The organism is Nonomuraea sp. NPDC049624 (genome assembly GCF_040675255.1).
GTDB lineage: Bacteria > Actinomycetota > Actinomycetes > Streptosporangiales > Streptosporangiaceae > Nonomuraea.
The window spans coordinates 41,858-64,540 of sequence record NZ_JBFAOR010000008.1 but is presented as its reverse complement, the minus strand read 5'-3'; the positions used below and the strand labels follow the sequence as shown (position 1 = coordinate 64,540).

Genomic DNA, 22,683 nt, shown 5'->3' with positions numbered 1-22,683 from the left:
ACCCTGCCTGCACGAAGGAGAAACCCATGTACTTCACCGATCGAGGGATCGAGGAGCTGGTCGATCGGCGGGGCGAGGAAGAGGTCAGCGTGCTGTGGCTGGGCGAGCGGCTGCGCGAGTTCGTCGATCTCAACCCCGAGTTCGAGACCCCGATCGAGCGGCTGGCCACCTGGCTGGCCCGCCTCGACGACGAGGACGACGACTGACGGGATTCCGCCGCCAAGACGCGATACATCTTGAGTTTTCGAGTAACGCGACATATCGTGTTCTCGTAGGAGACGTACTCGTCGAGGAGGCATACGTTCATGGAGAAGTGGACGCTGAACGCTCCCGAGCAGCTCACGTTCGGGCCGGTTGAGTCACTTGACGTGCGGATCGTCGCCGGCAGGCTGGCCGTCCTGGCCAGCGAGGGCCCGCCCACGCTGGAGCTGACGGAGATCGAGTCGGCCGCGCCGTTGCTGGTCAGCTACGACGCGCTGACCAAGGAGCTGGTCGTCGCCTACGAGGGCCTGACCCTGGACGGGCTGCTCGGCTGGCTGCGGCGCGACAAGCGCAGGACCAACCTCACGCTCACCGTGCCCAAGGGCTGCCGGGTGAACACGGAGGTGGTCTCGGCGTCCACGGTGCTGGCCGGGTTCGAGCGGTCCACCCGGGTCAAGAGCGTGTCCTCCGAGGTCGTCCTCGACGGCGTGAGCGGCGAGGTGAGCGCCACCACGGTCTCCGGCTCGATCGAGAGCCGGGCCATGGAGGGCGACCTGGCGCTGAAGACCGTCTCGGGCGAGCTGACCCTCGCCGACGGCAGCCCGCGCCGGCTCAAGGCCAGCACGGTGTCCGGCCGCATCACCGCCGACCTGAGGCTGCGGCCGACGAGTCATGTGACGCTCAACAGCGTCTCGGGTGCCATCCTGGTGCGGGTGCCGGAGAACGTCGAGTCCGACGTCACCATGAGGTCCACCTCCGGCAGGCTGAGCTCCACGTTCGGCGGCCTGTCGGCGGACAACAGTCCCGGCTCCAAGACCCTGTCCGGACGGCTGGGGGGCGGCATGGCCTCACTGTCGGCGTACACCGTCTCGGGCGAGGTCGCGCTGCTCAAGGGAGAGAAGGAATGAGCCCTGTCTTCGGTCACGGCCGGCTCCGGCTGTACCTGCTCAAGCTGCTGGAGGAGAGCCCGCGGCACGGATACGAGGTCATCCGGCTGCTCCAGGACCGCTTCCTCGGCGTCTACTCGCCCTCGCCCGGCACGATCTACCCGCGACTGGCCCGCCTGGAGGAGGAGGGCCTGGTCACGCACGAGGTGATCGAGGGCAAGAAGGTGTTCTCCATCACCGACAAGGGCCGCGAGGAGCTCAACGCCCGGCTCGACGAGCTCGACGACCTGGAGCAGGAGATCTCCGCCTCCGTGCGGGACATCGCCCGCGAGGTCAAGGAGGACGTCCGCGACACGGTGAAGTCGCTGCGCGACGAGCTGACCCGGATGGCCAAGGACGTGCGCACCGGCGCCCACGACGACGCCAAGGCGCGGGCCGAGGAGCTCAAGCGGCTCAAGGAGCAGCAGAAGCGGCAGTGGATGGCGCACGCCAACCAGTGGCAGGTGGAGAGCGACCGGCTGGCCGGCGAGTGGCGCCGGATCTGGTCGGACATCTGGACCACGCTCGGCGGCGACACCGTGCGCCGGACCGAGCTCGACAGCGAGCTGGGCGAGCTGCTCGCCGACTTCGTGGCCCAGGCCCGCACGGAGGCCGCCGACGCCGCCCTGACCACGCAGAAGCTGCACGAGCTGCACACCGTGCTCGACGAGGCGTCCGCCCGCATCCGCGACATCCTCCAGCGCTGAGCCGTCGCCGGACCGTCGCCGGACCGTCACTGGGCCGTCGTTGGGCCCTCGCTGAGCCGTCGTCAGGCCGAGCGCAATGAGCGTTGGGGGCGTCCGTGGCCGCGGGCCGCTCTGCGGGCGTGGTAGGCGACCGGCATGTAGCGCAGGCGCTCGGGCAGGCGCGCGGTCAGCATCGCCACAGCGTGCCCGAGGTGCCGCAGCCGCCGCTCGTCCCGGGCCGTCCAGCGCAGGCCGAGCTTCCGGCGCGCGGCCGGCGGCAGGGTGCCGACCGTGACGAAGTGGTTGAACTCCCCCGACCCCAGCCCCACCGGCGTCCACAGGCGGCGCAGCGGCCCCGGCAGGCCGGGCGGGGCGGGCGTGCCGCGCATGACGGCGAGCACCTCCAGCGCCGTCGGGTGCGGCTCCAGCCGTTCGGCGACCATCGTGTCGAAGTAGCGCCAGAACGCCTCCAGGTCCGCCGGCATCTCCCGCTCCGGCACCCGCAGGATCGCGCCGAGCTGCCGCGACTCTGCGTACATGCGGCGCTGCTGCTCCTCGGTGTACGGGGTGCCGAAGTAGCGGTTGAGCGTGACGAAACGCTCGAACAGCGACAGGTGCACCCAGGCCCACGCCTCGCCGTTCAGGGCGTGGTAGGCGCGGCCGTGCTCGTCCACGCCGCTGATGGAGCGGTGCAGCTCGCGCAGCCGCCGTCCCTCGGCCAGGCCGCCCGCACCGCCGTAGACCCACTTCTGGACGGAGGCGAGCGTGCGGTTGAGCCGCCCCCACGGGTCGTCCTTGTACGTCGAGTGCTCGGCCACGGCCGCGCCGACCGCCGGATGCATGGTCTGGAGGACCAGCGCGCTGCCGGCCACGAGCAGGTTGCGGTATTCGCCCGCGGTGTCCCAGTGCATCGAACCCGGGCCGAACGGCTCAACGTTCATGGCGAACGCCTCCAGGGTGATACGACGTCATTCTTCCTGTATCACCCGGAAGGCGGACAAGTAACCCTGCACTTATTCAGCCGGTAAAGACGATCTTCCCGAAGATCTCCCCCTCGGCCATGGCCGCGAAGCCGTCCCGGGCCTCGGTCATCGGCAGCGCCCGGTCGATCACCGGCCGCACGCCCGTCTGCTCCAGGAACACCGCCAGCCGCTGGAGCTGGTCGCGGGTGCCCATGGTGGTGCCGACCACGGACAGCTGCAGGAAGAAGACCCGGTTGAGGTCGGCGGGCGGGACCGCGCCGCTGGTGGCCCCGGAGACCACGATGCGGCCGCCCGGCCTGAGCGACTTGAGCGAATGGTCCCAGGTGGCCTGGCCGACCGTCTCCATGACCGCGTCCACCCGCTCGGGCAGCCGCGCGCCCGTCTCGAAGACCTGGTCGGCGCCGAGCTCGCGGGCCCGCTCGCGCTTGGCCTCCGACCGGCTGGTCGCCCAGACCCGGAAACCGCCCGCGCGGCCGAGCGCGATCAGCGCGGTGGCGACGCCCCCGCCGGCGCCCTGCACCAGCACGGTCGAGCCCGGTTCGAGCCCGGCCTTGTCGAACAGCATGCGGTACGCGGTCAGCCAGGCCGTGGGCAGGCAGGCGGCCTCCTCGAAGCTGAGCGCGGCCGGCTTGGGCACGAGGTTGCGCCGCGGCACGGCCACCCGCTCGGCGAACGTCCCGTCGTGCACCTCCGACAGCAGCGAGCGCCTGGGGTCGAGCGTCTCGTCCGCGCCCGTGCCGATGACGGCGTGCACGATGACGTCGTTGCCGTCCTCGTCCACGCCGGAGGCGTCGCAGCCGAGCACGATCGGCAGGCGGTCCTGCCTGATGCCCACGCCCTTGAGCGTCCACAGGTCGTGGTGGTTGAGGGCGGCGGCGCGTACCGAGACGGTCGTCCAGCCGTCGGGCGCCTTCGGCTCGGGGTGCTCACCGAGCGTCAGCCCGGCGAGCGGATTGTCGGGATCGGTCTGTGTGGCGGTTACGGCGAACATGGCCGCACCCTACTAACCGACCGGCCGCCACCCACGACACCGCCCCGCCCGACCGGGCCACCGGCCGGGCCTCAGTGCTTGACCGTCACCCGGATCCCGGCGAGGGCGCGGCGCCGGAACTCCTCGGGGCCGGCGACGGCGACCTCCACGTCGCCCCGGCACGTCCACTCCCCCGGACGCCCGCGCCCCTCGATCGCCTTCGGCAGCCGGGCCTTCCTGACGCAGTCGGGCGTGGGCGCCAGCACCACCATCTCCCGCACTCCCCCGCCGAACCAGAGCTGCGGCCCGGCCGGCCCTTCCTGGGTCATGGTCCCCGGCCGGGCCAGCCGCACCGATCCCTCGCCCGACAGCACCAGGTAGCCGTCCCTGGTCACCTTCCCGTGCAGCTCCCGCGCCAGGGCCGCGCGCTGGTCGAAGGTCAGCCCCTCGCCCCTGTCCTGCATCGCCACCCGCCAGCGTCCGAACGCGAAGAGCAGCACCTGCCCGCTGCCCCCGCCGGGCTGAGGCGGCCACAGGGTGACGCCGGGGCCGTAGCTCCTGATCGGCCGGCCGCCGCCGGTCACCTCGGCGACCCCGTTGTACGGCACGCTGAACTGCCGGAACCGCCCGTCGACCCACCCGCCCTGGAACGGCCGCACCCCCAGCTCGTTGAGGTCGAGGTCGGCCGGGTAGCGCACCTCGGCCTTCAGCCCGTCGGGGAAGACGACGTCGATGATCTCGTCGTGGCCCTTGGTCCTGGCCGGGATCCGCAGCGCGTTGGGGCCGTTCTCGATCGTGGTGAGGGAGCGGATGGGCGTGGTGGCGGACGGCGGGGGCGGCTCCGGCCCGGGGTCGCGGCTGAGCAGCAGGCTGACGGCCGGGACCACCAGCAGAGCCAGCAGCACCGCGAGCCCGATCCACCGGCGGCGGCCGCGCTCACCTGCCTCGATGACGTCGAACTGGTCGGACACGACGTGCCTCGCCGGGTTAGTGCGGGTTGCGCCCTTCACCCCCAGTTCAGTTGAGCGACATCCACCCGCGCAAGCCCTCGAACCCGGCGAAGTCCCCGCCTGAGGTCACAACTTCACAACCTCGGCGCGATCACCAGGTGGCCACGTTGGGCCCGTCGCCCGCGACCAGGCCGACCCGCTGCCCCACGAGCTCCCGGGACATGGCGTCGGCCAGCAGCTCCGGCTCCCGCACGTGCGCGTGCGCCCGCCCGCCGGCCGGCAGGTCGACGACGAGGATGCCCTTGTCCGGCTCGCCGTCCGGGCCGTGCGCGACCGTGTAACCGGCCACGGTGGCGGGCCCGGAGTACGAGCCCACGACGGGCACCCCGGCCGCCGTGAACACCGGGACGGCGTCCCCGGACGACCCGCCGGGCTCACTGGACCACACCGCGTACGTGTGCTTCGTCAGGTGCATGCCCACGCCGGTCACCAGCCCGTGGCCCCGCTGCGCGCGCAGCAGCCCGGCCATCGTGGCCGTCGAGTGCAGCACGTAGTCGCTGGCCGGGCCGCCGGCGTACGGCAGGCCGCCGGTGACCGTCAGGCCGCGCCGGTCGTACGGGTCGAGCCCGATCGCGTCGCACGCCTGCCGCAACGCGACGGCGAAGCAGCTGTACAGGTCGAGGGCGTCCATGTCGGCGAGGCCGAGCCCGGCGCGCCGGAAGGCGGCCGCCGCGGCGGCGCCGATCGCCTGCGACGAGCCGAGCGCGGGCCGCGCCGCCACCTCCCAGGTGTCCTCGGCGTACGCCCAGCCGCGCAGGTAGACCCGCCGCTCGTCCGGCACCCCCAGCCGGTCGGCCAGCTCCGCGCAGGCCAGGACGACGGCCGCCGCCTGGTCGACCTCCATGACCGCCACGGTGTTCCTGGTGTACGGCCAGCCGACGAACCGGTTGCCCTTCACCAGCTCCTCCGGCGTGCGCACGGTCCGCCGCCACGCATGCGGGTTGGCCGCGGCCACCTCCGTCATCGGCGCCATCATCCGGCCCCGGTCGAGCATCTCCTCCTCGACCGTCATCCCGGCCGCCGCCCGCCGCGCGGTCTCCATGATCGCGTACGTGTGCACGGGCAGGAACAGGTCGTGCGCCAGCTCGGCGGGGTGCGGGGGCCGTTCCCAGCCGTAGGGCGGCTTGGGATCGGCGGCGTGGCTCCACGGCACGTGCTCGCCCGCCCGCCGGTAGGCCCGCCGGGTGGCCAGCGCCTCCGCCCCGGTGATCAGCGCGCAGTCCAGGTCGCCCGCCGCGATCCGGGCCGCGGCCGCGCCGATGAGCAGCTGCGGGGCCGTGCCGCTGACCTTGGAGTAGGCGGTGTGGCGCGGCGTGGCGCCCAGACGCTCGGCCAGCCGCCCGGTCGGCGAGTCGTACTGCCAGGAGTCGGTGTGCACGATCTGGATCGAGTCGAGCCGGCCGGCGGGCAGCCGGGCGTCGTCGGCCGCCTCACGGGCGACCGATTCCCACAGATCGAGCGGTTCCGGGCCGGGCTGTTCGCGCACGGTGCGTTGCGCGATGCCGATGAGACAGGGGGTGCGTGGATCCATACGGACATCTAACCAGAACAACATTCGGTTGATAAGTGGTGGCGTTTGATAATCAGCGTTACCGATGTTGCCACAGACTCTTTGTCGCGCCCGTGAGCTGGGAAGATGCCCTTCCTGAATACATGCGATCTCGCTATTTCCATAACGAAACGGCACCGGGGCCGACCTTTTCGTGTCGCTTTCTGGCTGGCGGGTTGCGCCATTCATTAGCGTTCTCACCGTTTTCCTGGCCCACCGGGGCGCAGCACCCCGCTCTGGGCCGCCGAGAACCGAGAGGAGTTCCATGTATTCCCGAGCAAGGCGCATCGCGATCCCCCTCGCCGCGCTGGTGGCCGCCGGCACGACCACAGGCGCCGCGGCGGAGGCGACCTCGCCTCCCGATGTCGTGTCCAGGAACGCCACGACCCCCGCCGAGCAGGCCGTGCGGTTCTGGACGCCCGACCGCATCAAGCTCGCCACCGACCACGACGGCGCGCTCGACGTGTCGTCCAGGGGCGTCAACGGCGGCAGGGACGGCAGAGGCGGCGACCAGACCCCCGACGGGCCGCCCGGATCCGTCCCGCCGATCGGCGGGGAGAAGGCCAAGGCGGGCAGGAGCCGGCAGGTCAACCTGCCCGACACGGTCGGCCGCGTGTTCTTCACGCTGCCCCGCACCGACCCGCGCAACCCGAAGAACTGGCGGTACTGCTCGGCCACCTCCGTACAGGGCAAGTACCGCAACCTGGTGGCGACCGCCGCCCACTGCGTCTACGACACCCGGAAGAACGCCTTCCACGACAACTGGATCTTCATCCCGTCGTACTGGGACGGCGACCATGTGTGGCAGGGCAAGGCGCCGTACGGCGTCTACGCCGCCAGGACGTTCAACGCGCACGACGACTTCGTGGTGAAGGAGGACCACGACTTCGACTACGCGTTCGTCAACGTCTACAACGGCATCAAGGTGAGCTGGGAGAAGACCGGCAACCGGTGGCACCGGACGGTCCAGGACGCCGGCCGCCTCGGCGACAACGTCGGCGGCCAGGGCTTCACCTGGAACCGCGGCACGAAGCTGAACGTGTTCTCCTTCGGCTACCCGGCCGGCGGGCACCCCGACGGCGACAAGCCGTACACCGGCCGCACCATGAAGTGGTGCTACGGCAGGACGGCTCCGATGCCCGAGGCCAGGAGGTACGACCTGCAGGAGCAGATCGGCTTCCGGTGCTCCTTCACCGCCGGCGCCGACGGCGGCCCGTTCCTCTACGACTACCGGAACTCCTCACGCATCGGCTACCTGGTGGGCGTGAACAGCGTCGCCTGGGACACCGACGGCAACGGCCGCTACGACCACCTCTCGTCGCCGTACTTCAACACCGACACCTACGACGTCTACAAGGCCGCCGCCAACCGCTGGACCGGCGCCATGCCGTGATCCGGCCCCGCAGTCGAGGCCCCGGATCCTCCTCGGCGGGATCCGGGGCCTTCCCCGGTCCTCGGCGTTTCGGACGTACGCCTCGAACCCGCGCTTCAGACGCGGAAGACCGGGCCCGTGGCGACGGCGAGGGCGCAGGCGTTGGGGAAGGTCTGCGAGTAGCGGTAGCGGTCGCCGTCCCAGACACCCTCCGCCCGTACGTCCACCGGCTCGTAGTCGGCGGTGCAGGAGACCCCCGTACGGCCGCTCAGACGGGCCGGGTTCCCGCCCACCTGTTCGAGAGCGGAACAGGCCGCGACCTGCCCCGGCGCGACCCGGCCGGGGGTGCACTCCAGCACGCCCTGCCGATCTCCGACGCTGATCCGGAAAAGCCTTTGGTCCTTGTGCGACGTCCGGACATCGGGCGGTCCGGTCGTGGCGTTCGCCACTGGAGCGGCGGCGAATGCGGCGCAGGAAAGCGCGGCGATGCAGAGAATTCGGTGCATAGGCGCAGCCTCTATCAGCCCTCCGACCTGCGGCAACGACCGACACGCGTGATCATTTACGCGTATCGGGAGGGATCGGCTGATGGTGTCCTTATCGCACAGGGTGCACTCTTGATCAGGTAACGAATCTCTATCCGGGCTGCAATACAGGCAGTTGATCTGGAAAAATCCACCCTTACGACCCTAAGAAAGGCATTTCATGATCTCCCGGGCCAGGCAACTGGCGGCGGCCGCCCTGGGCGGCGCGCTGCTGTTGCTGCCTGCCCTCACGGGGGTCGCGAACGCCGCGCCGACGAGCAGGGTCTTCGGCGTCACGCTGGCCAAGACCGCCGCCGACATGAAGAAGGTCGCCGACTACTGGCGCCCCGACCAGCTCAAGCAGGCCGACAGCTACAGCCCCGCCACGCCGGGCGCGCAGGCGGCCCCGACGTCCTCGGCCGGCGCCGTCTCCGGGCCCGCCTCGCCCGTGACGGCGGTGCGGCGGACGTCCGCGACGCAGGGCACGGCGCCCGTGCCGCCCAGGCGGGGCGGCGCCGCCAAGACCATGGGCAAGGTCTTCTTCAAGTTCGGCGCCAAGCAGTACTGGTGCTCGGCCAGCGCGGTCGCCGCCCGCAACCGCAGCGTCGTGGCCACGGCCGGCCACTGCGCGTACGACTCCCGCCAGGCCAAGGCCGCCGAATACTGGATCTTCGTCCCCAATCCCGGCCCCAACGGCGAGACGCCCGACGGGATCTACGTGGGCGCCGCGCTCAGCATGCACGAGGACTGGTCCGGCAAGGGCGACTACGACTTCGACTACGCGTTCGTGACCGTGCACCGCGGGTTCGTCTGGGAGCAGGCCAAGGACGGCACGTACACGATGAAGGACGTCGGCCGGCTCCAGGACAACGTGGGCGGCCAGGGGCTGGAGATCAACAGGAAGCCGGCGGCCACCCCCATGACGGCGTTCGGCTTCCCGGCCGGCGCGCAGCCCGACGGCTCCCATCCGTTCGACGGCAAGACGCTGCGGACGTGCCAGGGCAGCGTCACGTACTGGACCGTGGCTCCCGCGCGGGACCTGCAGAAGGGCGTCCGGCTCCAGCCATGCGGCTTCAGCCCCGGCGCCAGCGGCGGCCCCTGGCTGGTCGGCTACGACGCGGCCCGCGGGCTCGGCAGCATGAACGGCGTCAACAGCCTGACCTGGAACACCGACGCCAAGGGCGCCTACGACGCGGTGTCGTCGCCGTACTTCGACACGACCACCGCTGAGGTCTACCGACGCGCCGCCTCGCTCACCACGCCGGGAAATGTGGCGTAAGTCACATGCAACCAGGTGATCACAAGACGTGATCAGCCGATCCATTGATCTCGGTACGGTAACGGGGCTACCTGGGAGCGCTGACACGATCTACCGAAAATTTCCAATCGCCCTGTCAGCGTTATAGGTTCCGGGTCGTCCGTTTGCTGAATTTCGGGGTGCAAGAGGCGCCTCCTGTCAGCGCAACCTGGAGTTACCTTGAAGCGAATCCTCCTCCCCGTCGGCGGCGCGGTCGTGGCGACCGGCCTTCTGGCCGCCGGGCTCTCCGCCACCGCCCAGGCCGACGGCGGTGTCTCCCACGACCCGATGGCCGGCAGCAACTCCCAGGCCGCCTCGATCGCCTCCTTCTGGATCGCCTCCAACGGCGCCGCCCTCCGCCAGGCCACGCAGTACACCTGGGACTCCAAGGAAGTGCGGAAGGTCGTCTCCAAGGGCGGCTACGACCCCGACGGCCGTCCCGGCATGACCGCGCCGACCGGCGCCCAGAAGGCCGGCGCGTCCCAGAACGTGAACCTGCCCAAGAGCATCGGCAAGGTCTTCTTCGTCGACGGGTCCGGCAAGTTCCGCTGGTGCTCGGCCACCTCCATCCAGTCGGGCAACCGCAACCTGGTCGCCACCGCCGGCCACTGCGTGTACGACACGGACAGCAACCGCGACACGCTGTCCAACTGGGTCTTCGTCCCGGGCTACTACCAGGGCAAGGCCCCCTGGGGCATCTACGTGGGCAAGCAGGCCTTCACCCACTACGACTTCGACAACTACGAGGACTACGACCGCGACTACGCGTTCGTCACCGTCTACAACGGCATCCAGTTCGACGGCGTGAAGCAGGTGGACCGCAAGGACTTCGAGCGCTTCAGCGGCCCGAAGCGCGCATGGGGCGGCCACTACTACATCCTGCTGTCCAAGGACGCCGGCCGGCTCGGCGACGCCGTGGGCGGCCAGGGCTTCGCCTGGAACCAGCCGACGGGCAAGTTCGTCCGCACCTTCGGCTACCCGGCGGCCCCGCACCCCGACGGCAGCAAGCCGTACAGCGGTGTCACGCCGAAGCACTGCTACGGCAAGACGACGGCCAAGGCCGTGGGCGCGTCCTGGCTCAAGATCGAGGAGCACGTCGGCCTGAAGTGCGCCGTCACCCCCGGCTACGACGGCGGCCCGTGGCTGCTGAACTACAGCAACGCCAAGCGCCTCGGCTACGTGAACGGTGTCACCAGCACCTTCGCGGACCAGGACGGCAACGACCGCATCGACTACATCACCTCGCCGTACTTCGACGGCGAGACGGCGGCCGTGTACAAGGCGGCCACCAACTTCCCGTCGGGGAAGATCGTGGGGCCTGACGGAGAGCTCTACAAGTAGACCCTCACCAGGGGAGAGAGGGCCCCGGCGTTGCTCCTTGCCGCCGGGGCCCTCACCTGTCCCCACCGGAAAGCCGCGGTCACCCACCGCGCCCATCTCCCGGCTCCGCGTTCTCGGCAAGAAGCCGTGACCCCCTGCGCCCGTTGCGCACCCCTCATTTGCCGGGCTTCCTGGGAGCCCATGCCCGACGAACCCGGATCTGGCCGCAACGGCCCGGGTAGCGCCTGTCGAATATGCAGCGTTTCGGGGCGTGATTCGCCAGTCCTTGTGGCGCAAGATGTCGGTATGACCGAGGACCAGGACGAGCCCGCGATCGCTCCCGCCACGACGGCCCCGGAGGTCACGATCACCCTCGACCCCCACGTCAAGGCGTACGTCGACCGAGCGGTCGAGGACGGTGAGTTCGCCTCCGTGTCCGCGGCCTTCAACGAGGCGATGCTGGAACGCATGCGCCGCCGCCCCCGCGTCCGCAGCTGGTGACCACCCAAGACAGAACGAGCGGGCCAGACGGCTCGCCGGCGCCAAGTAGCGGGCGCCCCAGCGCCAGGCCCACCTACGCGGAGCCGCGCGACACGAACGTCCCCCGCCCATGGACGACGACCAGCAGGCCGCGCTCCGCCAGATCCTTGACCGCGCGCCGGACCGTCACCCGGGAGACGCCGTACTGGCTCGCCAGCTCCAGCTCGGCGGGCAGCTTGGCGCCGGGAGCCAGCGCGCCGGAGGCGATGTCGTTCTCGACGTCCTCGGCCAGTTGCCGCCACACCAGGTTCGGTCCGACATGGTCGATGCGGTCGCTTTTGTCCACCAAGGCCATAGAAAAACGCTAAGGGACGCAGAACCTACAAGGACAAATGACGACCTCGTTCAAGGTATGGGGAGGTCTTATCATGTCTAGTGCTTGTATCTTCCAGGCGATCCCCCCGAGGGCCGCTGACGAGACGAAAGGAAGCACTCATGACAGACCTGTACGTCGGCAACCTCGATGACGTGCCCTTCACCCAGCTTCGCGGCGGCGGTCCACAGGGCGAGCACGTGGAGACCTGCGTCCTGATCGCGCAGATCCCCGGCATCGACGACGCCTACGCGCTACGCGACTCCAAGAACCCCGACGCCGGGACGCTCCGCTTCACCGGCACCGAGCTGCGCGCCGCCGGAATCGCCACCATCTAGCCGAGACCGCGACAGCCGGCCCCTGCCCGAAACCCCGGCCCAAGGACCGAAACGAGCAGGGGCGGCCCCGCCGACCACAGGCAAGCGTGCTGCACTGGCACGCCCACCTGTGGACCGCCCCCACGGACAAAGACCCCCTTCAGCCCCATAGCGCCCGATGTCTAGCATGAGACCCATGCTGATCGACGCGGTGACCGAGATCCTTCGCGAGACCGCCGAGATCGCGATCCTCCCCCGGTTCCGCGCCCTCTCCGCCGGCGACGTCTCGGAGAAGACCCCGGGCGAAGTGGTCACCGTGGCCGACCGCGAGGCCGAGGAGCTGATCAGCCGCCGCCTCCGCGCCCTCCTGGACGCCCCCGTCGTCGGCGAGGAGGCGGCCTCCGCCGACCCGGCGCTCCTGTCCGCCCTGCACGACGCCCCCACCGCCTGGCTGGTCGACCCCCTGGACGGCACGGCCAACTTCGTCGCGGGCCGCCCGGAGTACGCGGTGATGGCAGCCCTGGTCCGGTCGGGCCAGACGGTCGCGTCCTGGATCGTGCGGCCGGCCGAGGACGACGTCTACGTCGCCGAGCTCGGCTCCGGTGCCTGGCGGAACGGCATCCCCGTCCATCGCGCCGCGCCTCCCGCTGACCCCGCCCGGCTGCGCGGCGCCGTCCTCACCCGCTTCCTGGACGACGACGCCAAGGCCCGCGTGGCGGCGGCCGAACCCCGCTTCGCCGCCCTCACTCCGGGGACTAAGTGCGCCGGCGTGGACTATCCCCGCCTCCTGAACGGCGATCAGGACTTCCTGCTGTTCCACCGGACGCTCCCCTGGGACCACGCGCCGGGCGTCCTGCTGCTGACGGAGGCCGGCGGCGCCGCCCGCCACCTCGACGCCACCCCGTACAGCCCGTCCGTCCCCAAGCTGGGCCTGCTGAACGCGGCCGACGCGGCCTCCTGGCGGACGGTCCGCACCATCCTTCTGCCCTGACCCTTCAGGTCCCCCAGCGCCACCCGCCCTGGCTTCGCCATGCCCAAAAGCGACAAACACCCCAAATAGCCACACACCACGCAGGGCAGGCAGGACCTCAGAGCCCTACAAAATCGGGCAGATTGTCGAAACCTGAAGGCCTCTGCGGCGAACCCGAAGATCACCTGTGAGCGGCGGGCCGATTTAGACGGATGGGGCCCCAATCTGGTTCCTGTGATCTGGCTCACATTCATCCGGTCACAGAGAGCAACAGATCCCTAACGGAACTTTCGTCCCGATCGACAGATTCCCCTCAGGGCCAGCGGAAACATCTCTTTCCGGTAACATCACGCCAAAGCCTCTGACAGATAACAGCACGGTAACGGCGAAACGGGCCCTTACCGATCCCCTCAGAACGGCTTTCACCTGCGGAGATCACTGGCTATGTTCCTTGCTATCCCTTTACTGACGCATGGGACACCTGTTGCGTCCCACGACAGACCAAGGAGCAGTTCCCTTGAAGCGCATCCTCATCCCCGCCGGTGGCGCCATCCTGGCTACCGGCCTCCTGGCCGCCGGCCTCGCCGGTACGGCCTCGGCCGACAGCGACATCTCCACCGACGCGATGGCGGCGAGCGCGGCCAACGCGAAGGCCATCGCCCAGTTCTGGGCCGAGAGCAACGGTGCCGCCCTCCGGGCCGCCACCGAGTCCAACGTCTGGGACAAGGCGGACGTCGCCAAGCTGCAGAGCAAGGGCGGCTACAGCGCCGACACCAAGCCGGGCACCACTGCCCCGATTGGTGAGGAGAAGAAGACCACCGCCAAGACGCAGAACGTCAACATGCCGAAGACCATCGGCAAGGTGTTCTTCGTCAACGGCAAGGGCGAGAAGAAGTGGTGCTCCGCCACCTCGCTCCAGTCGAAGTACCGCAACCTGGTCGCCACGGCCGGTCACTGCGTCTACGACACCGGCGCCAACGCCGACGTCATGTCCAAGTGGGTCTTCGTCCCCGGCTACTACCAGGGCAAGGCTCCGTGGGGCATCTACGTGGGTAAGCAGGCCTTCACCCACTACGACTTCGACGTGTACGAGGACTTCGACCGCGACTACGCGTTCGTGACCGTGTACAACGGCGTGCAGCTCGGCAGCGGCACCTCCAAGCAGGTCTCCAAGGCCGAGTTCGACAAGTACCAGGGCGTCAAGGACGCCAAGGACGTCGAGATCAGCCGCGAGGAGTTCCGCAAGGGCAAGCTCGACCCGACCTCCACGGAGGCTTTCTGGGTCAAGCGGGGCACCGCGCCTGAGGCGACCGGCCCCGACTTCCCCGGCGCCGAGGCCGGCAAGGTCGAGGTCAGCGAGAGCACCTACCGGGCCGCTCGGGTCGGCAAGGGCAACGGTTTCAAGTTCGGTGAGCCCGTCACCGAGATCGTGACCGACTCGCAGGCTTCCACCTACCTGGAGAACCAGAAGAAGGACGCCGCGAAGTACCCGGCCAAGGTCGTCAAGGACGCCCGTGGCAACTGGACCATCACGCACTTCTACGTGCAGCAGTGGTACAAGCCGGGCTCGGACACCAAGTACTACAAGACCGTCTTCTTCATCGTCGAAGGCTTCGCCAAGGACGCCGGTCGCCTCGGCGACAACGTCGGCGGCCAGGGCTTCGCGTGGAACCAGCCCACCGGCAAGTACGTCCGCGTGTTCGGCTACCCGGCCGCGCCGCACCCCGACGGCCACAAGAACTACACCGGCATCACGCCGAAGTGGTGCTACGGCAAGACCACCAAGAAGCTGGTCGGTTCGGCCGCCAAGAAGATCGAGGAGCACGTGGCGCTCAAGTGCGCCATGACCGAGGGCGCCGACGGTGGTCCCTGGCTCCTCAAGTACAGCAACGCCAAGCGCCTGGGCTACCTGAACGGTGTCACCAGCACCTTCAACGACCAGGACGGCAACAACCGCGTGGACTACATCTCCTCGCCGTACTTCGACGGTGAGACGAACGTCGTCTACAAGGCTGCCGCCAACGTCTGGTCCGGCAAGATCGTCTGAATGACGGCTTCCGACGACCGGTCCTGACCGTTCGTAGGTACCGTCAGCAACCGAAGGGCCCGGCATCCGCCGGGCCCTTCGGCGTTTCCGGGCCGGAAAGTGAAGGCGTTTGGACGCATGCGACGCCGAATCGGTGCCATCAACCCAATGTGATCTGCGTCACACTGCCCGAGTGAACCGGATCAAGGGCAGCCGCCGGGCCCGCCGAACCGGCTCACACCTTCTTTATGTTGATCAGGGCAAACAGCCGGAAGCCCGACTTCTACCGACTCCTACGCACCAGGGACCTAAACATCACAGAACGATAACGCCCGGCTTGTCGCATCTTTTCCTCTCAAAGCGGCTACCCGAGTTCAAGATCGACACTGTATGTTCCTGGCTATCCCTTTACTGACGCATGGGACGCAAGAGGCGTTCCACGACAGCGCAAGGAGTTACCTTGAAGCGCATCCTCCTCCCCGCCGGTGGCGCCCTGCTGGCCACCGGTCTGCTGGCTGCCGGCCTCGCCGGTGCCGCCCAGGCCGACCCGGACGTCGACGCCGCCGCTCTCGCTGCCAGCGAGCAGAAGGCCGCTGAGGTCCTGGACTTCTGGACCAAGTCCGACAACGCTGCCCTGAAGGGCGCTACGGCGTACTACTGGGACAACAAGGACGTCAAGAAGATCGTTCAGAAGGGTGGGTACGTCGCTGACGGCAAGCCCGGCCAGTCTGAGCCGATCGGCGCCGAGAAGACCACCACGGTCAAGTCCCAGAACGTGAACCTGCCGAAGTCCATCGGCAAGGTGTTCTTCGAGGGCCGCGACGGCAAGCTGTACTGGTGCTCCGGCACCTCCATCCAGTCCCAGTACCGCAACCTGGTTGCGACCGCTGGTCACTGCGTGTACGACATCGCCGCCAACGACGAGGTCGTCTCCCGCTGGGTCTTCGTCCCGGGTTACTACCAGGGCAAGGCTCCCTGGGGCATCTACGTGGGCAAGCAGGCCTTCACGCACTACGACTTCTCGAACTACGAGGACTTCGACCGCGACTACGCGTTCGTCACCGTTTACAACGGTGTCGGCGGCGTCCTCAACAAGGCGAAGCAGGTCACCAAGGCCGAGTTCGACGCCTACAAGGGCGAGAAGGAGCCCAAGGTCACCCAGGTGACCCGGGAAGAGTACGTCAAGGGCAAGCTCGACCCGAAGACCACCGAGTACTACTCGGTCGACCCGGGCAGCCGCGCTGAGAAGGTCGGCCCCGACTTCCCCGGCGCTGTTGTCGAAAAGGTCGAGGTCAGCAAGTCCACCTGGTGGAGGGCTCCCGTTGGCAAGGCCAACGGCGCCAAGTACGGCGAGCCGGAGACCTCGCAGGTCACCAAGCACGAGTACCTGCAGTACCGTGGCCCGGGCGAGAAGAACGTGGACTCCGCCGGCAACTACACCATCACGCGTTACTACACGCAGCAGTGGTACAAGCCGGGCACCGAGTTCAAGTTCCTCCGCACCGACTTCTTCATCTACGTTCACGAGATCAAGGACGTCGGCCGCCTGGGCGACAACGTCGGTGGCCAGGGCTTCGCCTGGAACCAGCCGACCGGCAAGTACGTCCGTACCTTCGGCTACCCCTTCGCCAAGCACCCCGACGGTTCGAAGCCCTACTCCGGCGTGACGCCGAAGTGGTGCTACGGCAAGACCGGTGCGAAGGCCACCAAGGTTCCGAGCCTGAAGATCGAAGAGCACATCTCGCTGAAGTGCGCCGTCACCGGCGGCTACAACGGCGCCCCGTGGCTCCTCAAGTACAGCAACGCCAAGCGCATGGGCTACGTCAACGGCGTGACCAGCGTTCTGTACGACACGGACGGCAACGACCGCTGGGACTACATGTCCTCGCCGTACTTCGATGGTGAGACCAACGCGGTCTACTCCTCGGCGGCGAAGGTGTGGTCGGGCAGCCTCATCCCGAAGGCCGACAGCTGATCTTCGGTATGACACCGGGCTGAGGGTCCAAACCTCCGCTCAACCCCGCTTTACCCGAAGGGCTCGGCATCTGCCGGGCCCTTCGGCCTTTCCGGCGACAAACCGAGAAGAACCCTTACCAGAGTGACTTAAGGGTCGATAGGGTTTTGACGCCCTTCTTGACAACCCGTGTGGAGCCTCCCTTGAAGCGCCTGCTCATCCCCCTCGCTGCTGCCAGCTTGAGCGCCGCCGCGCTTGCCGTCCCCGCCGACGCCAACCCCCATTGGGTCACCGACGACCTCACCGCCAAGCCCTCGGACGCCTACAGCGCCGCGTACTTCTGGCTCGACGCCAACGGCGCCGCGCTGCGCAAGGCGACCGAGTACCAGTGGGACGCCAAAGACGTCACCAAGCTGGTCGCCGCCCGCGGCGAGGAGAACGCCGCGCCCGACGGCAAGCCCGGCCTGACCGCCCCCACCGGCGCTCCGAAGCCCAGCGCGAGCAAGAACGTCAACCTGCCCAAGACCATCGGCAAGGTCTTCTTCGTCGACAGCGCCGGCAAGTACCGCTGGTGCTCGGCGACCTCGATCCAGGCGCGCAACAGGAACCTGGTGGCGACCGCCGGCCACTGCGTCTACGAGACCGCCAAGGACGTCTACAGCAAGTGGGTGTTCGTACCCGGCTACTACCAGGGCAAGGCCCCCTGGGGCGTCTACGTCGGCGCCTACGCCTTCACCGCCTATGACCTCGACACCTACGACGACTACGACGGGGACTTCGCCTTCGTCGCCGTCCACAACGGTTTCGCCCTGGCCGGCGAGAAGCAGGTGGAGGCCAAGGAGTTCAAGGCGTGGGGCGGCGACAAGTGGATCAAGCCGCGCGAGATCGACGCCAAGGAGTTCGAGAAGTGCCTGCTGAACCTGGGCGACTGCTGGTCGGAGGGCGAGGACAAGCCGGCCGACGTCGTCGGGCCTGACTATCCGAACGCCGTGCTGGAGAAGGTCGAGGTCGGCGAGGAGGCGTACAAGGCCGCCAAGGTCGGCAAGGGGAACGGCTACAAGTTCGGCGAGCCGGTCGTCGAGCAGGTCACCAAGACCCAGCTCGACGCCTACAAGGGGCTCGGCAAGAAGGGCACCGACAAGTTCGGCAACTTCACGATCACCCACTTCTACACGCAGAAGTGGGTGAAGCCCGGCACGTCGCGCAAGTACTTCATGCCGGAGTACGTCATCGGCGTCGCCAAGGACATGGGCCGGCTCGGCGACGTCGTCGGCGGGCAGGGCTTCGCGTGGAACCAGCCGCGCGGCCAGAAGGTCACCGTCTTCGGCTACCCCGCCGCCCGCCACCCCGACGGCGACAAGCCCTACACCGGCGTGACCCCGAAGTGGTGCTCCGGCAAGACCGGCACCAAGACGTACCAGGTCAACACCTTCCGGGTCGAGGAGCACCAGGTGCTCAAGTGCTCCATGACCGGCGGCGCCGACGGCGGCCCCTGGCTCATGAAGTACGACAACGGCAAGCGCACCGGTTACGTCAACGGCGTGACGAGCCTGTTCCACGACCAGGACGGCAACGACCGGATCGACTTCATCAGCTCCGCCTACTTCGACGGCGAGGTGGCCGACGTCTACAACAAGGCCAACTACGCCGAGACCAAGAGCGTCGTCGGCCCGAACGGCGAACTGCTCAAGTAGGACCACCGGCGAAGCCCCGGACCGCCACAGAGGCGGCCCGGGGCTTCGCCCGTCCCGGGGCCGTCACACGGACGTGAGCTCGCGCGTACGCTCCCGCAGCGCCATGACGGCCCGCTCGTTCTTGTAGGGCTCCAGCCGCCGCCGCAGGTCGGCCGCGTACGACCGGGACCGCGCCGACTGCAGCTCCCCCGCCAGCGCCAGCGCGTTGCCCGCCGCCTGGCACGCCTCCTCCAGCTCGCCGCACTCCAGCAGCCCGGCAGCCAGCAGGGACAGGTTGAACATGCGCCCCCGCACGTACCGGGTGTCCATGTCGAGGGAGCGCCGCGCCAGCCGTACGGTGCGCTCCCCCTCCCCCAGGTCGCGGAAGCAGTGGGCGAACTTGGCCGACAGGTAGGCCTCGTCGAAGTAGCTGAGCCAGCGCGGCTCCTCGGTGGGCCTGCGGGCGTCGAAGGCCAGTTCGGCCTGGTGCAGGGAGGCCCCGCAGGACCTCGGGTCGCCGAGGCCCGCGTGCGCGTGGGCCTCCAGGACCTGCGCGGAGGCCAGCAGGGTCTGGACGCCGGCCCGCCGGGCCGCGAGCTGGGCGGCCCTGGCCAGGTCGAGGGCGTGGGCCGGCTGGCCCATGTAGATGGCCTGGTGGGCCATGCCGGCCAGGATCTCGCCGCCCAGGGTGTGGTCGTCGGCGCCCCTGGCCAGGCGGAGGGCCTGGATGAGGTAGCGCTGGGCCAGGCCGTGCTGCTCCATGTCGTAGGCCATCCAGCCGGCCAGACGGGTGAGCTCGGCGGCCGCGGCGGCCAGCTGCTTGCCGGTGGACTCCCCGTAGCTGCCGTCCTTGAGCAGCGGGGAGACGGCGGTGTCGAGGTACTTCACGACGGACGAGCGGACGCGGCCGCTGCCGAAGCGGTTGTCGAGCTCGCCGAAGGACCGGGTCACCTCGTGGATCGCGGCGATGTCGGCCCTGCCCACCCGGCGCGCCCCGGTGCCGTTGGGACGCCCTTCGGGAGGCGCCGTCAGCCAGCGGATGGCTCCGACGGATCCTGCCCCGATCGCGAAGGTGGAGTCGATCAGAAACCTCCGTCGCTCCACGTCGGCCCGCCACAACGCCGTCACGGTCGCGACCCCCTCCTGCCACGTGTGGGTGAACTCCTGACCGAGATCGAGGGGCGTGAGGTTGGTCGGCATGCCCAGGTCCTCCGAGCTCACCGGGCGGCCGAGCCGCAGCGCGAATATCTCCGTGAGCAGGCACGGGACGGGATCCCGTGGCTTCTGACCCCCGATCCACCGCAGCACAGAGCTGTGGTCGTACTTCAGACCCGGGGTGCCGCGCGCGGCCCCCAGGTCGTTGAGGCGCCTGGCCAATCCCTTGTGGGAGAAACCCGCCTCCGCGATGAGCTGCTGGAGCAGTCGGTTAGGCTCGCGTTCCATCGCTCTCCTCGTCACAGGAGTCGGCGCCCGCATCCTTACAGAGAGCTATTTTTATAGCACGTTGCGTAAAGGCTTTTCGGCAGTTCCCAAAGGTCACGCGAACTCCATCGCAATCCCTTCGCCGGTCCTGCTCGGGGTCAGGACCTGGACCCGGCTCACCTGGACGGGGAACTCACCTACCCATGCCGCGGGCGGGAAACCGCAATGTCGTCTGACCTGGGCGGATGCCGGAAAAGAACGAGCGGGGGCCGATCGGCCCCCGCTCGTGACGGCGGATCAGGCGCGCGCGACGCCGTCGGCGCGGGCCTGGGCGGCCACGGCGGCGGTCACCGCGGGGGCCACCCGCCGGTCGAACGGGCTCGGGATGACGTACGTGGCCGACAGGTCGTCGCCGACGACGGCGGCCAGCGCCTCGGCGGCGGCCACCTTCATGTTCTCGGTGATCGTCGTGGCCCGCACGTCGAGGGCGCCGCGGAAGACCCCCGGGAAGGCCAGGACGTTGTTGATCTGGTTCGGGAAGTCGGAGCGCCCGGTGGCGACCACCCTGGCGTGCCTGGCGGCCACCTCGGGATGGACCTCCGGGGTGGGGTTGGACAGCGCGAAGACGATGGCGTCGGGCGCCATGGACGCGATGGCCGCCTCGGACACGGTCGAGCCGGACAGCCCGAGGAAGACGTCGGCGCCGGCCAGGGCCTCCTCGGTGGAGCCGGTGTGGCCGGCCCGGTTGGTCTCGCGGGCCAGGGCCTCCTTGACCGGGTTGAGCCCTTCGCGGCCCTCGTAGATCATGCCCTTGGAGTCGGCGACCGCGATGTCGCCGATGCCGGCCCCCAGCAGGATGCGGGTGACGGCGACGCCGGACGCGCCGGCGCCGGCCACGACGGCGCGCAGGTCGCCGAGCGCGCGGCCGGTCAGGCGGGCGGCGTTGCGCAGGGCGGCCAGGGCGACGATGGCGGTGCCGTGCTGGTCGTCGTGGAAGACCGGGATGTCGAGCAGGTCGCGCAGCCGGTCCTCCACCTCGAAGCAGCGCGGGGCGCTGATGTCCTCCAGGTTGACGCCGCCGAACGACGGCGCGAGGCGCACGACGGTCTCGACCAGCGCGTCGACGTCGGTGCAGTCGAGGCAGATCGGGACGGCGTCGACGTTGCCGAACTCCTTGAACAGCAGCGCCTTGCCCTCCATGACCGGCATGGCGGCCGACGGCCCGATATCGCCCAGGCCGAGCACGGCGGTGCCGTCGGTGACGACGGCGACCACGTTGGAGACCCAGGTGTAGTCGTTGACCAGCGAAGGATTGTCGGCGATGGCGGTGCAGACCCGGGCGACGCCGGGCGTGTAGGCGAGCGACAGGTCGTCGGCGTCGCGGACCGGAATGGTCGAGCGGACCTCCAGCTTGCCCCCGCGGTGGAGCGCGAAGGCCGGATCGAGGTCGAGCGGTTCGACGGAAGCAGAAGCGGGCGTGGCAGACACAGCGACCCCTGTATTCATCGGAGCGGAAGAGACCTTCGGCGTACGAGCGCGAGTGGGCTGGCTTCGGTAGCTGCCAAGCTCCCCCTCGTCGGTCGTCTCTGAGGGGTTACGGGGGTCACCCGTCTCCCCATAGTGCCACATGGTGAGATGGTCGATGGTGTCGGAGCCGACGCCGTTCCGTTGACGCATCGTTAAACGCAGGATGACGGACCGCAGCTAAACCCCATTTAAACTGCACAAAACGCAAGTTACGTGGCATAACTCTTTCGAGGAGGCCGTACATGGCCCTCAGCCCCAAGGGCCGCCGTGGCTACGCTGTCGGCGCGCTCGCCCTGACCGCCGCTCTCGCCCTCAGCGCCTGTGGCAGCGACACCGGAGGCTCCTCCGGCAGCACGACCGGCGCGAGCGCCTCCGCGGCCGGCGGCGTGAAGCTCGTCCAGCCCGGCAAGCTCACGGTCTGCACGAACATCCCGTACGAGCCGTTCCAGTTCAAGGACGACAGCGGCAAGATCGTCGGGTTCGACGTGGACATCGTCGACCTCGCCGCGAAGAAGCTCGGCGTGACCCAGAACATCGTGGACATCGACTTCGCGGTGATCAAGAGCGGCGCCGCCATGGCCGCGGGCAAGTGCGACGTGGCCGCCGCCGGCATGACGATCACCGACGAGCGCAAGCAGAACATCGACTTCTCCGAGCCCTACTTCGACGCCACCCAGGCGCTGCTGGCCAAGAAGGGCTCGGGCGCCAAGTCCCTCGAGGACGTCAAGGCCAAGAACCTCAAGCTGGGCGCGCAGGCCAGCACGACCGGCCTCGACTACGTCAAGAAGCAGGGCTTCAACCCCACCGAGTACGCCGACTCGGCCAAGGAGCTGCTGGCCCTGCAGGCCGGGCAGGCCGACGTGATCGTCCAGGACCTTCCCGTGGTGCTGACCTGGCTGAAGAAGCCCGAGATCGCCGAGAAGTTCGAGCTGATCGCCAGCCTGGACACCGGCGAGCAGTACGGCATCGGCCTGAAGAAGGGCGCCGACCCGACCCTGCTCAAGACGATCAACGAAGAGATCACCAAGGCCAAGCAGGACGGCAACTACGAGAAGATCTACGTGAAGTGGTTCGGCAAGAAGCCCGGCGAGCTGGGCTGATCC

21 protein-coding genes are annotated in these 22,683 nt (G+C 69.0%); 13 read left to right on the top strand and 8 right to left on the bottom strand.

The window, feature by feature from the left end:
- Positions 1–26: 26 nt before the first annotated feature.
- The 3 genes from AB0J76_RS31335 (at position 27) to AB0J76_RS31325 (ending at position 1,834) form a co-directional block, all read left to right on the top strand.
- On the top strand, positions 27–206 hold the full coding sequence (locus AB0J76_RS31335; protein WP_352323532.1) for a DUF6104 family protein: 180 nt from the start codon (positions 27–29) through the stop codon (positions 204–206).
- Positions 207–305: 99 nt separating this feature from the next.
- Positions 306–1,109: a DUF4097 family beta strand repeat-containing protein gene (locus AB0J76_RS31330; RefSeq protein WP_352323533.1), complete on the top strand. Its 804-nt coding sequence runs from the start codon at positions 306–308 to the stop codon at positions 1,107–1,109.
- Positions 1,106–1,834 (top strand): helix-turn-helix transcriptional regulator, encoded by a 729-nt coding sequence (locus tag AB0J76_RS31325; protein WP_352323534.1) that lies wholly within the window; start codon positions 1,106–1,108, stop codon positions 1,832–1,834. The genes AB0J76_RS31330 and AB0J76_RS31325 overlap by 4 nt, the downstream gene beginning before the upstream one ends.
- Before the next feature lie 62 nt (positions 1,835–1,896).
- Here AB0J76_RS31325 and AB0J76_RS31320 read toward each other — a convergent pair whose 3' ends face one another.
- From AB0J76_RS31320 to AB0J76_RS31305, 4 genes are all read right to left on the bottom strand, one after another.
- Positions 1,897–2,754, bottom strand: coding sequence for an oxygenase MpaB family protein (locus AB0J76_RS31320; RefSeq protein ID WP_352323535.1), 858 nt, complete (start codon positions 2,752–2,754; stop codon positions 1,897–1,899).
- Between the two features lie 76 nt (positions 2,755–2,830).
- The gene (locus AB0J76_RS31315) at positions 2,831–3,787 is read right to left on the bottom strand and encodes a zinc-binding dehydrogenase (RefSeq protein WP_352323536.1); all 957 of its coding nucleotides are present in this window, start codon (positions 3,785–3,787) and stop codon (positions 2,831–2,833) included.
- Between the two features lie 71 nt (positions 3,788–3,858).
- Positions 3,859–4,737 carry a hypothetical protein gene (locus AB0J76_RS31310; RefSeq protein ID WP_352323537.1) on the bottom strand — a complete coding sequence of 293 codons (879 nt, stop codon included), beginning with the start codon at positions 4,735–4,737 and terminating at the stop codon, positions 3,859–3,861.
- A 130-nt stretch (positions 4,738–4,867) separates the two neighbouring features.
- Entirely contained in the window at positions 4,868–6,307 is a 1,440-nt protein-coding gene (locus AB0J76_RS31305) for an acetyl-CoA synthetase (RefSeq protein ID WP_352323538.1), read from the bottom strand.
- Between the two features lie 283 nt (positions 6,308–6,590).
- Between AB0J76_RS31305 and AB0J76_RS31300 the strand changes: the two genes are divergently transcribed.
- The gene (locus AB0J76_RS31300) at positions 6,591–7,718 is read left to right on the top strand and encodes a serine protease (RefSeq protein WP_352323539.1); all 1,128 of its coding nucleotides are present in this window, start codon (positions 6,591–6,593) and stop codon (positions 7,716–7,718) included.
- A 95-nt stretch (positions 7,719–7,813) separates the two neighbouring features.
- Here AB0J76_RS31300 and AB0J76_RS31295 read toward each other — a convergent pair whose 3' ends face one another.
- Positions 7,814–8,056 carry an SSI family serine proteinase inhibitor gene (locus AB0J76_RS31295; RefSeq protein ID WP_352323540.1) on the bottom strand — a complete coding sequence of 81 codons (243 nt, stop codon included), beginning with the start codon at positions 8,054–8,056 and terminating at the stop codon, positions 7,814–7,816.
- A 346-nt stretch (positions 8,057–8,402) separates the two neighbouring features.
- Between AB0J76_RS31295 and AB0J76_RS31290 the strand changes: the two genes are divergently transcribed.
- The 3 genes from AB0J76_RS31290 (at position 8,403) to AB0J76_RS31280 (ending at position 11,339) form a co-directional block, all read left to right on the top strand.
- Positions 8,403–9,500 (top strand): hypothetical protein, encoded by a 1,098-nt coding sequence (locus AB0J76_RS31290; protein ID WP_352323541.1) that lies wholly within the window; start codon positions 8,403–8,405, stop codon positions 9,498–9,500.
- Between the two features lie 198 nt (positions 9,501–9,698).
- A complete protein-coding gene (locus AB0J76_RS31285; protein WP_352323542.1) occupies positions 9,699–10,859 on the top strand; it encodes a hypothetical protein in 1,161 nt (386 codons plus the stop codon).
- Between the two features lie 285 nt (positions 10,860–11,144).
- A complete protein-coding gene (locus tag AB0J76_RS31280; RefSeq protein ID WP_352323543.1) occupies positions 11,145–11,339 on the top strand; it encodes a hypothetical protein in 195 nt (64 codons plus the stop codon).
- Positions 11,340–11,412: 73 nt separating this feature from the next.
- On the opposite strand, the gene AB0J76_RS31275 is transcribed toward AB0J76_RS31280, so the two are convergent.
- Positions 11,413–11,673 carry a GntR family transcriptional regulator gene (locus tag AB0J76_RS31275; protein WP_352323544.1) on the bottom strand — a complete coding sequence of 87 codons (261 nt, stop codon included), beginning with the start codon at positions 11,671–11,673 and terminating at the stop codon, positions 11,413–11,415.
- 140 nt (positions 11,674–11,813) lie between these two features.
- On the opposite strand from AB0J76_RS31275, the gene AB0J76_RS31270 reads away from it, so the two are divergent.
- The 5 genes from AB0J76_RS31270 to AB0J76_RS31250 all read left to right on the top strand — a co-directional run bounded on the left by AB0J76_RS31270 (position 11,814) and on the right by AB0J76_RS31250 (position 18,652).
- Positions 11,814–12,029, top strand: a complete 216-nt coding sequence (locus AB0J76_RS31270; protein ID WP_352323545.1) for a DUF397 domain-containing protein — start codon at positions 11,814–11,816, stop codon at positions 12,027–12,029.
- Positions 12,030–12,204: 175 nt separating this feature from the next.
- The gene (locus tag AB0J76_RS31265) at positions 12,205–12,999 is read left to right on the top strand and encodes an inositol monophosphatase family protein (protein WP_352323546.1); all 795 of its coding nucleotides are present in this window, start codon (positions 12,205–12,207) and stop codon (positions 12,997–12,999) included.
- Positions 13,000–13,495: 496 nt separating this feature from the next.
- Entirely contained in the window at positions 13,496–15,025 is a 1,530-nt protein-coding gene (locus AB0J76_RS31260; protein WP_364391401.1) for a hypothetical protein, read from the top strand.
- 439 nt (positions 15,026–15,464) lie between these two features.
- Entirely contained in the window at positions 15,465–16,979 is a 1,515-nt protein-coding gene (locus AB0J76_RS31255) for a hypothetical protein (RefSeq protein WP_352327503.1), read from the top strand.
- 182 nt (positions 16,980–17,161) lie between these two features.
- A complete protein-coding gene (locus AB0J76_RS31250) occupies positions 17,162–18,652 on the top strand; it encodes a hypothetical protein (RefSeq protein WP_352327502.1) in 1,491 nt (496 codons plus the stop codon).
- A gap of 63 nt (positions 18,653–18,715) precedes the next feature.
- Here the strand turns inward: AB0J76_RS31250 and AB0J76_RS31245 are convergent, their stop codons facing one another.
- Together AB0J76_RS31245 and AB0J76_RS31240 are read right to left on the bottom strand one after the other, a co-directional pair.
- Complete coding sequence (locus tag AB0J76_RS31245) at positions 18,716–20,074, bottom strand: hypothetical protein (RefSeq protein WP_352327501.1); 1,359 nt, start codon at positions 20,072–20,074, stop codon at positions 18,716–18,718.
- A 276-nt stretch (positions 20,075–20,350) separates the two neighbouring features.
- Positions 20,351–21,559, bottom strand: a complete 1,209-nt coding sequence (locus AB0J76_RS31240) for an NADP-dependent malic enzyme (protein ID WP_352327500.1) — start codon at positions 21,557–21,559, stop codon at positions 20,351–20,353.
- A gap of 263 nt (positions 21,560–21,822) precedes the next feature.
- Here AB0J76_RS31240 and AB0J76_RS31235 point away from each other — a divergent pair, with 263 nt between their 5' ends.
- On the top strand, positions 21,823–22,680 hold the full coding sequence (locus AB0J76_RS31235; protein ID WP_364391396.1) for an ABC transporter substrate-binding protein: 858 nt from the start codon (positions 21,823–21,825) through the stop codon (positions 22,678–22,680).
- The last annotated feature ends 3 nt before the right edge of the window (positions 22,681–22,683 follow it).

Excerpts from the sequence above, each read along its gene's own strand:
- AB0J76_RS31335 (WP_352323532.1), top strand. The coding sequence starts at position 27 with ATGTACTTCACCGATCGAGGGATCGAGGAGCTGGTCGATCGGCGGGGC.
- AB0J76_RS31330 (WP_352323533.1), top strand. The coding sequence starts at position 306 with ATGGAGAAGTGGACGCTGAACGCTCCCGAGCAGCTCACGTTCGGGCCG.
- AB0J76_RS31325 (WP_352323534.1), top strand. The coding sequence starts at position 1,106 with ATGAGCCCTGTCTTCGGTCACGGCCGGCTCCGGCTGTACCTGCTCAAG.
- AB0J76_RS31320 (WP_352323535.1), bottom strand. The coding sequence starts at position 2,754 with ATGAACGTTGAGCCGTTCGGCCCGGGTTCGATGCACTGGGACACCGCG.
- AB0J76_RS31315 (WP_352323536.1), bottom strand. The coding sequence starts at position 3,787 with ATGTTCGCCGTAACCGCCACACAGACCGATCCCGACAATCCGCTCGCC.
- AB0J76_RS31305 (WP_352323538.1), bottom strand. The coding sequence starts at position 6,307 with ATGGATCCACGCACCCCCTGTCTCATCGGCATCGCGCAACGCACCGTG.
- AB0J76_RS31300 (WP_352323539.1), top strand. The coding sequence starts at position 6,591 with ATGTATTCCCGAGCAAGGCGCATCGCGATCCCCCTCGCCGCGCTGGTG.
- AB0J76_RS31290 (WP_352323541.1), top strand. The coding sequence starts at position 8,403 with ATGATCTCCCGGGCCAGGCAACTGGCGGCGGCCGCCCTGGGCGGCGCG.
- AB0J76_RS31280 (WP_352323543.1), top strand. The coding sequence starts at position 11,145 with ATGACCGAGGACCAGGACGAGCCCGCGATCGCTCCCGCCACGACGGCC.
- AB0J76_RS31275 (WP_352323544.1), bottom strand. The coding sequence starts at position 11,673 with ATGGCCTTGGTGGACAAAAGCGACCGCATCGACCATGTCGGACCGAAC.
- AB0J76_RS31270 (WP_352323545.1), top strand. The coding sequence starts at position 11,814 with ATGACAGACCTGTACGTCGGCAACCTCGATGACGTGCCCTTCACCCAG.
- AB0J76_RS31265 (WP_352323546.1), top strand. The coding sequence starts at position 12,205 with ATGCTGATCGACGCGGTGACCGAGATCCTTCGCGAGACCGCCGAGATC.
- AB0J76_RS31245 (WP_352327501.1), bottom strand. The coding sequence starts at position 20,074 with ATGGAACGCGAGCCTAACCGACTGCTCCAGCAGCTCATCGCGGAGGCG.
- AB0J76_RS31240 (WP_352327500.1), bottom strand. The coding sequence starts at position 21,559 with ATGAATACAGGGGTCGCTGTGTCTGCCACGCCCGCTTCTGCTTCCGTC.
- AB0J76_RS31235 (WP_364391396.1), top strand. The coding sequence starts at position 21,823 with ATGGCCCTCAGCCCCAAGGGCCGCCGTGGCTACGCTGTCGGCGCGCTC.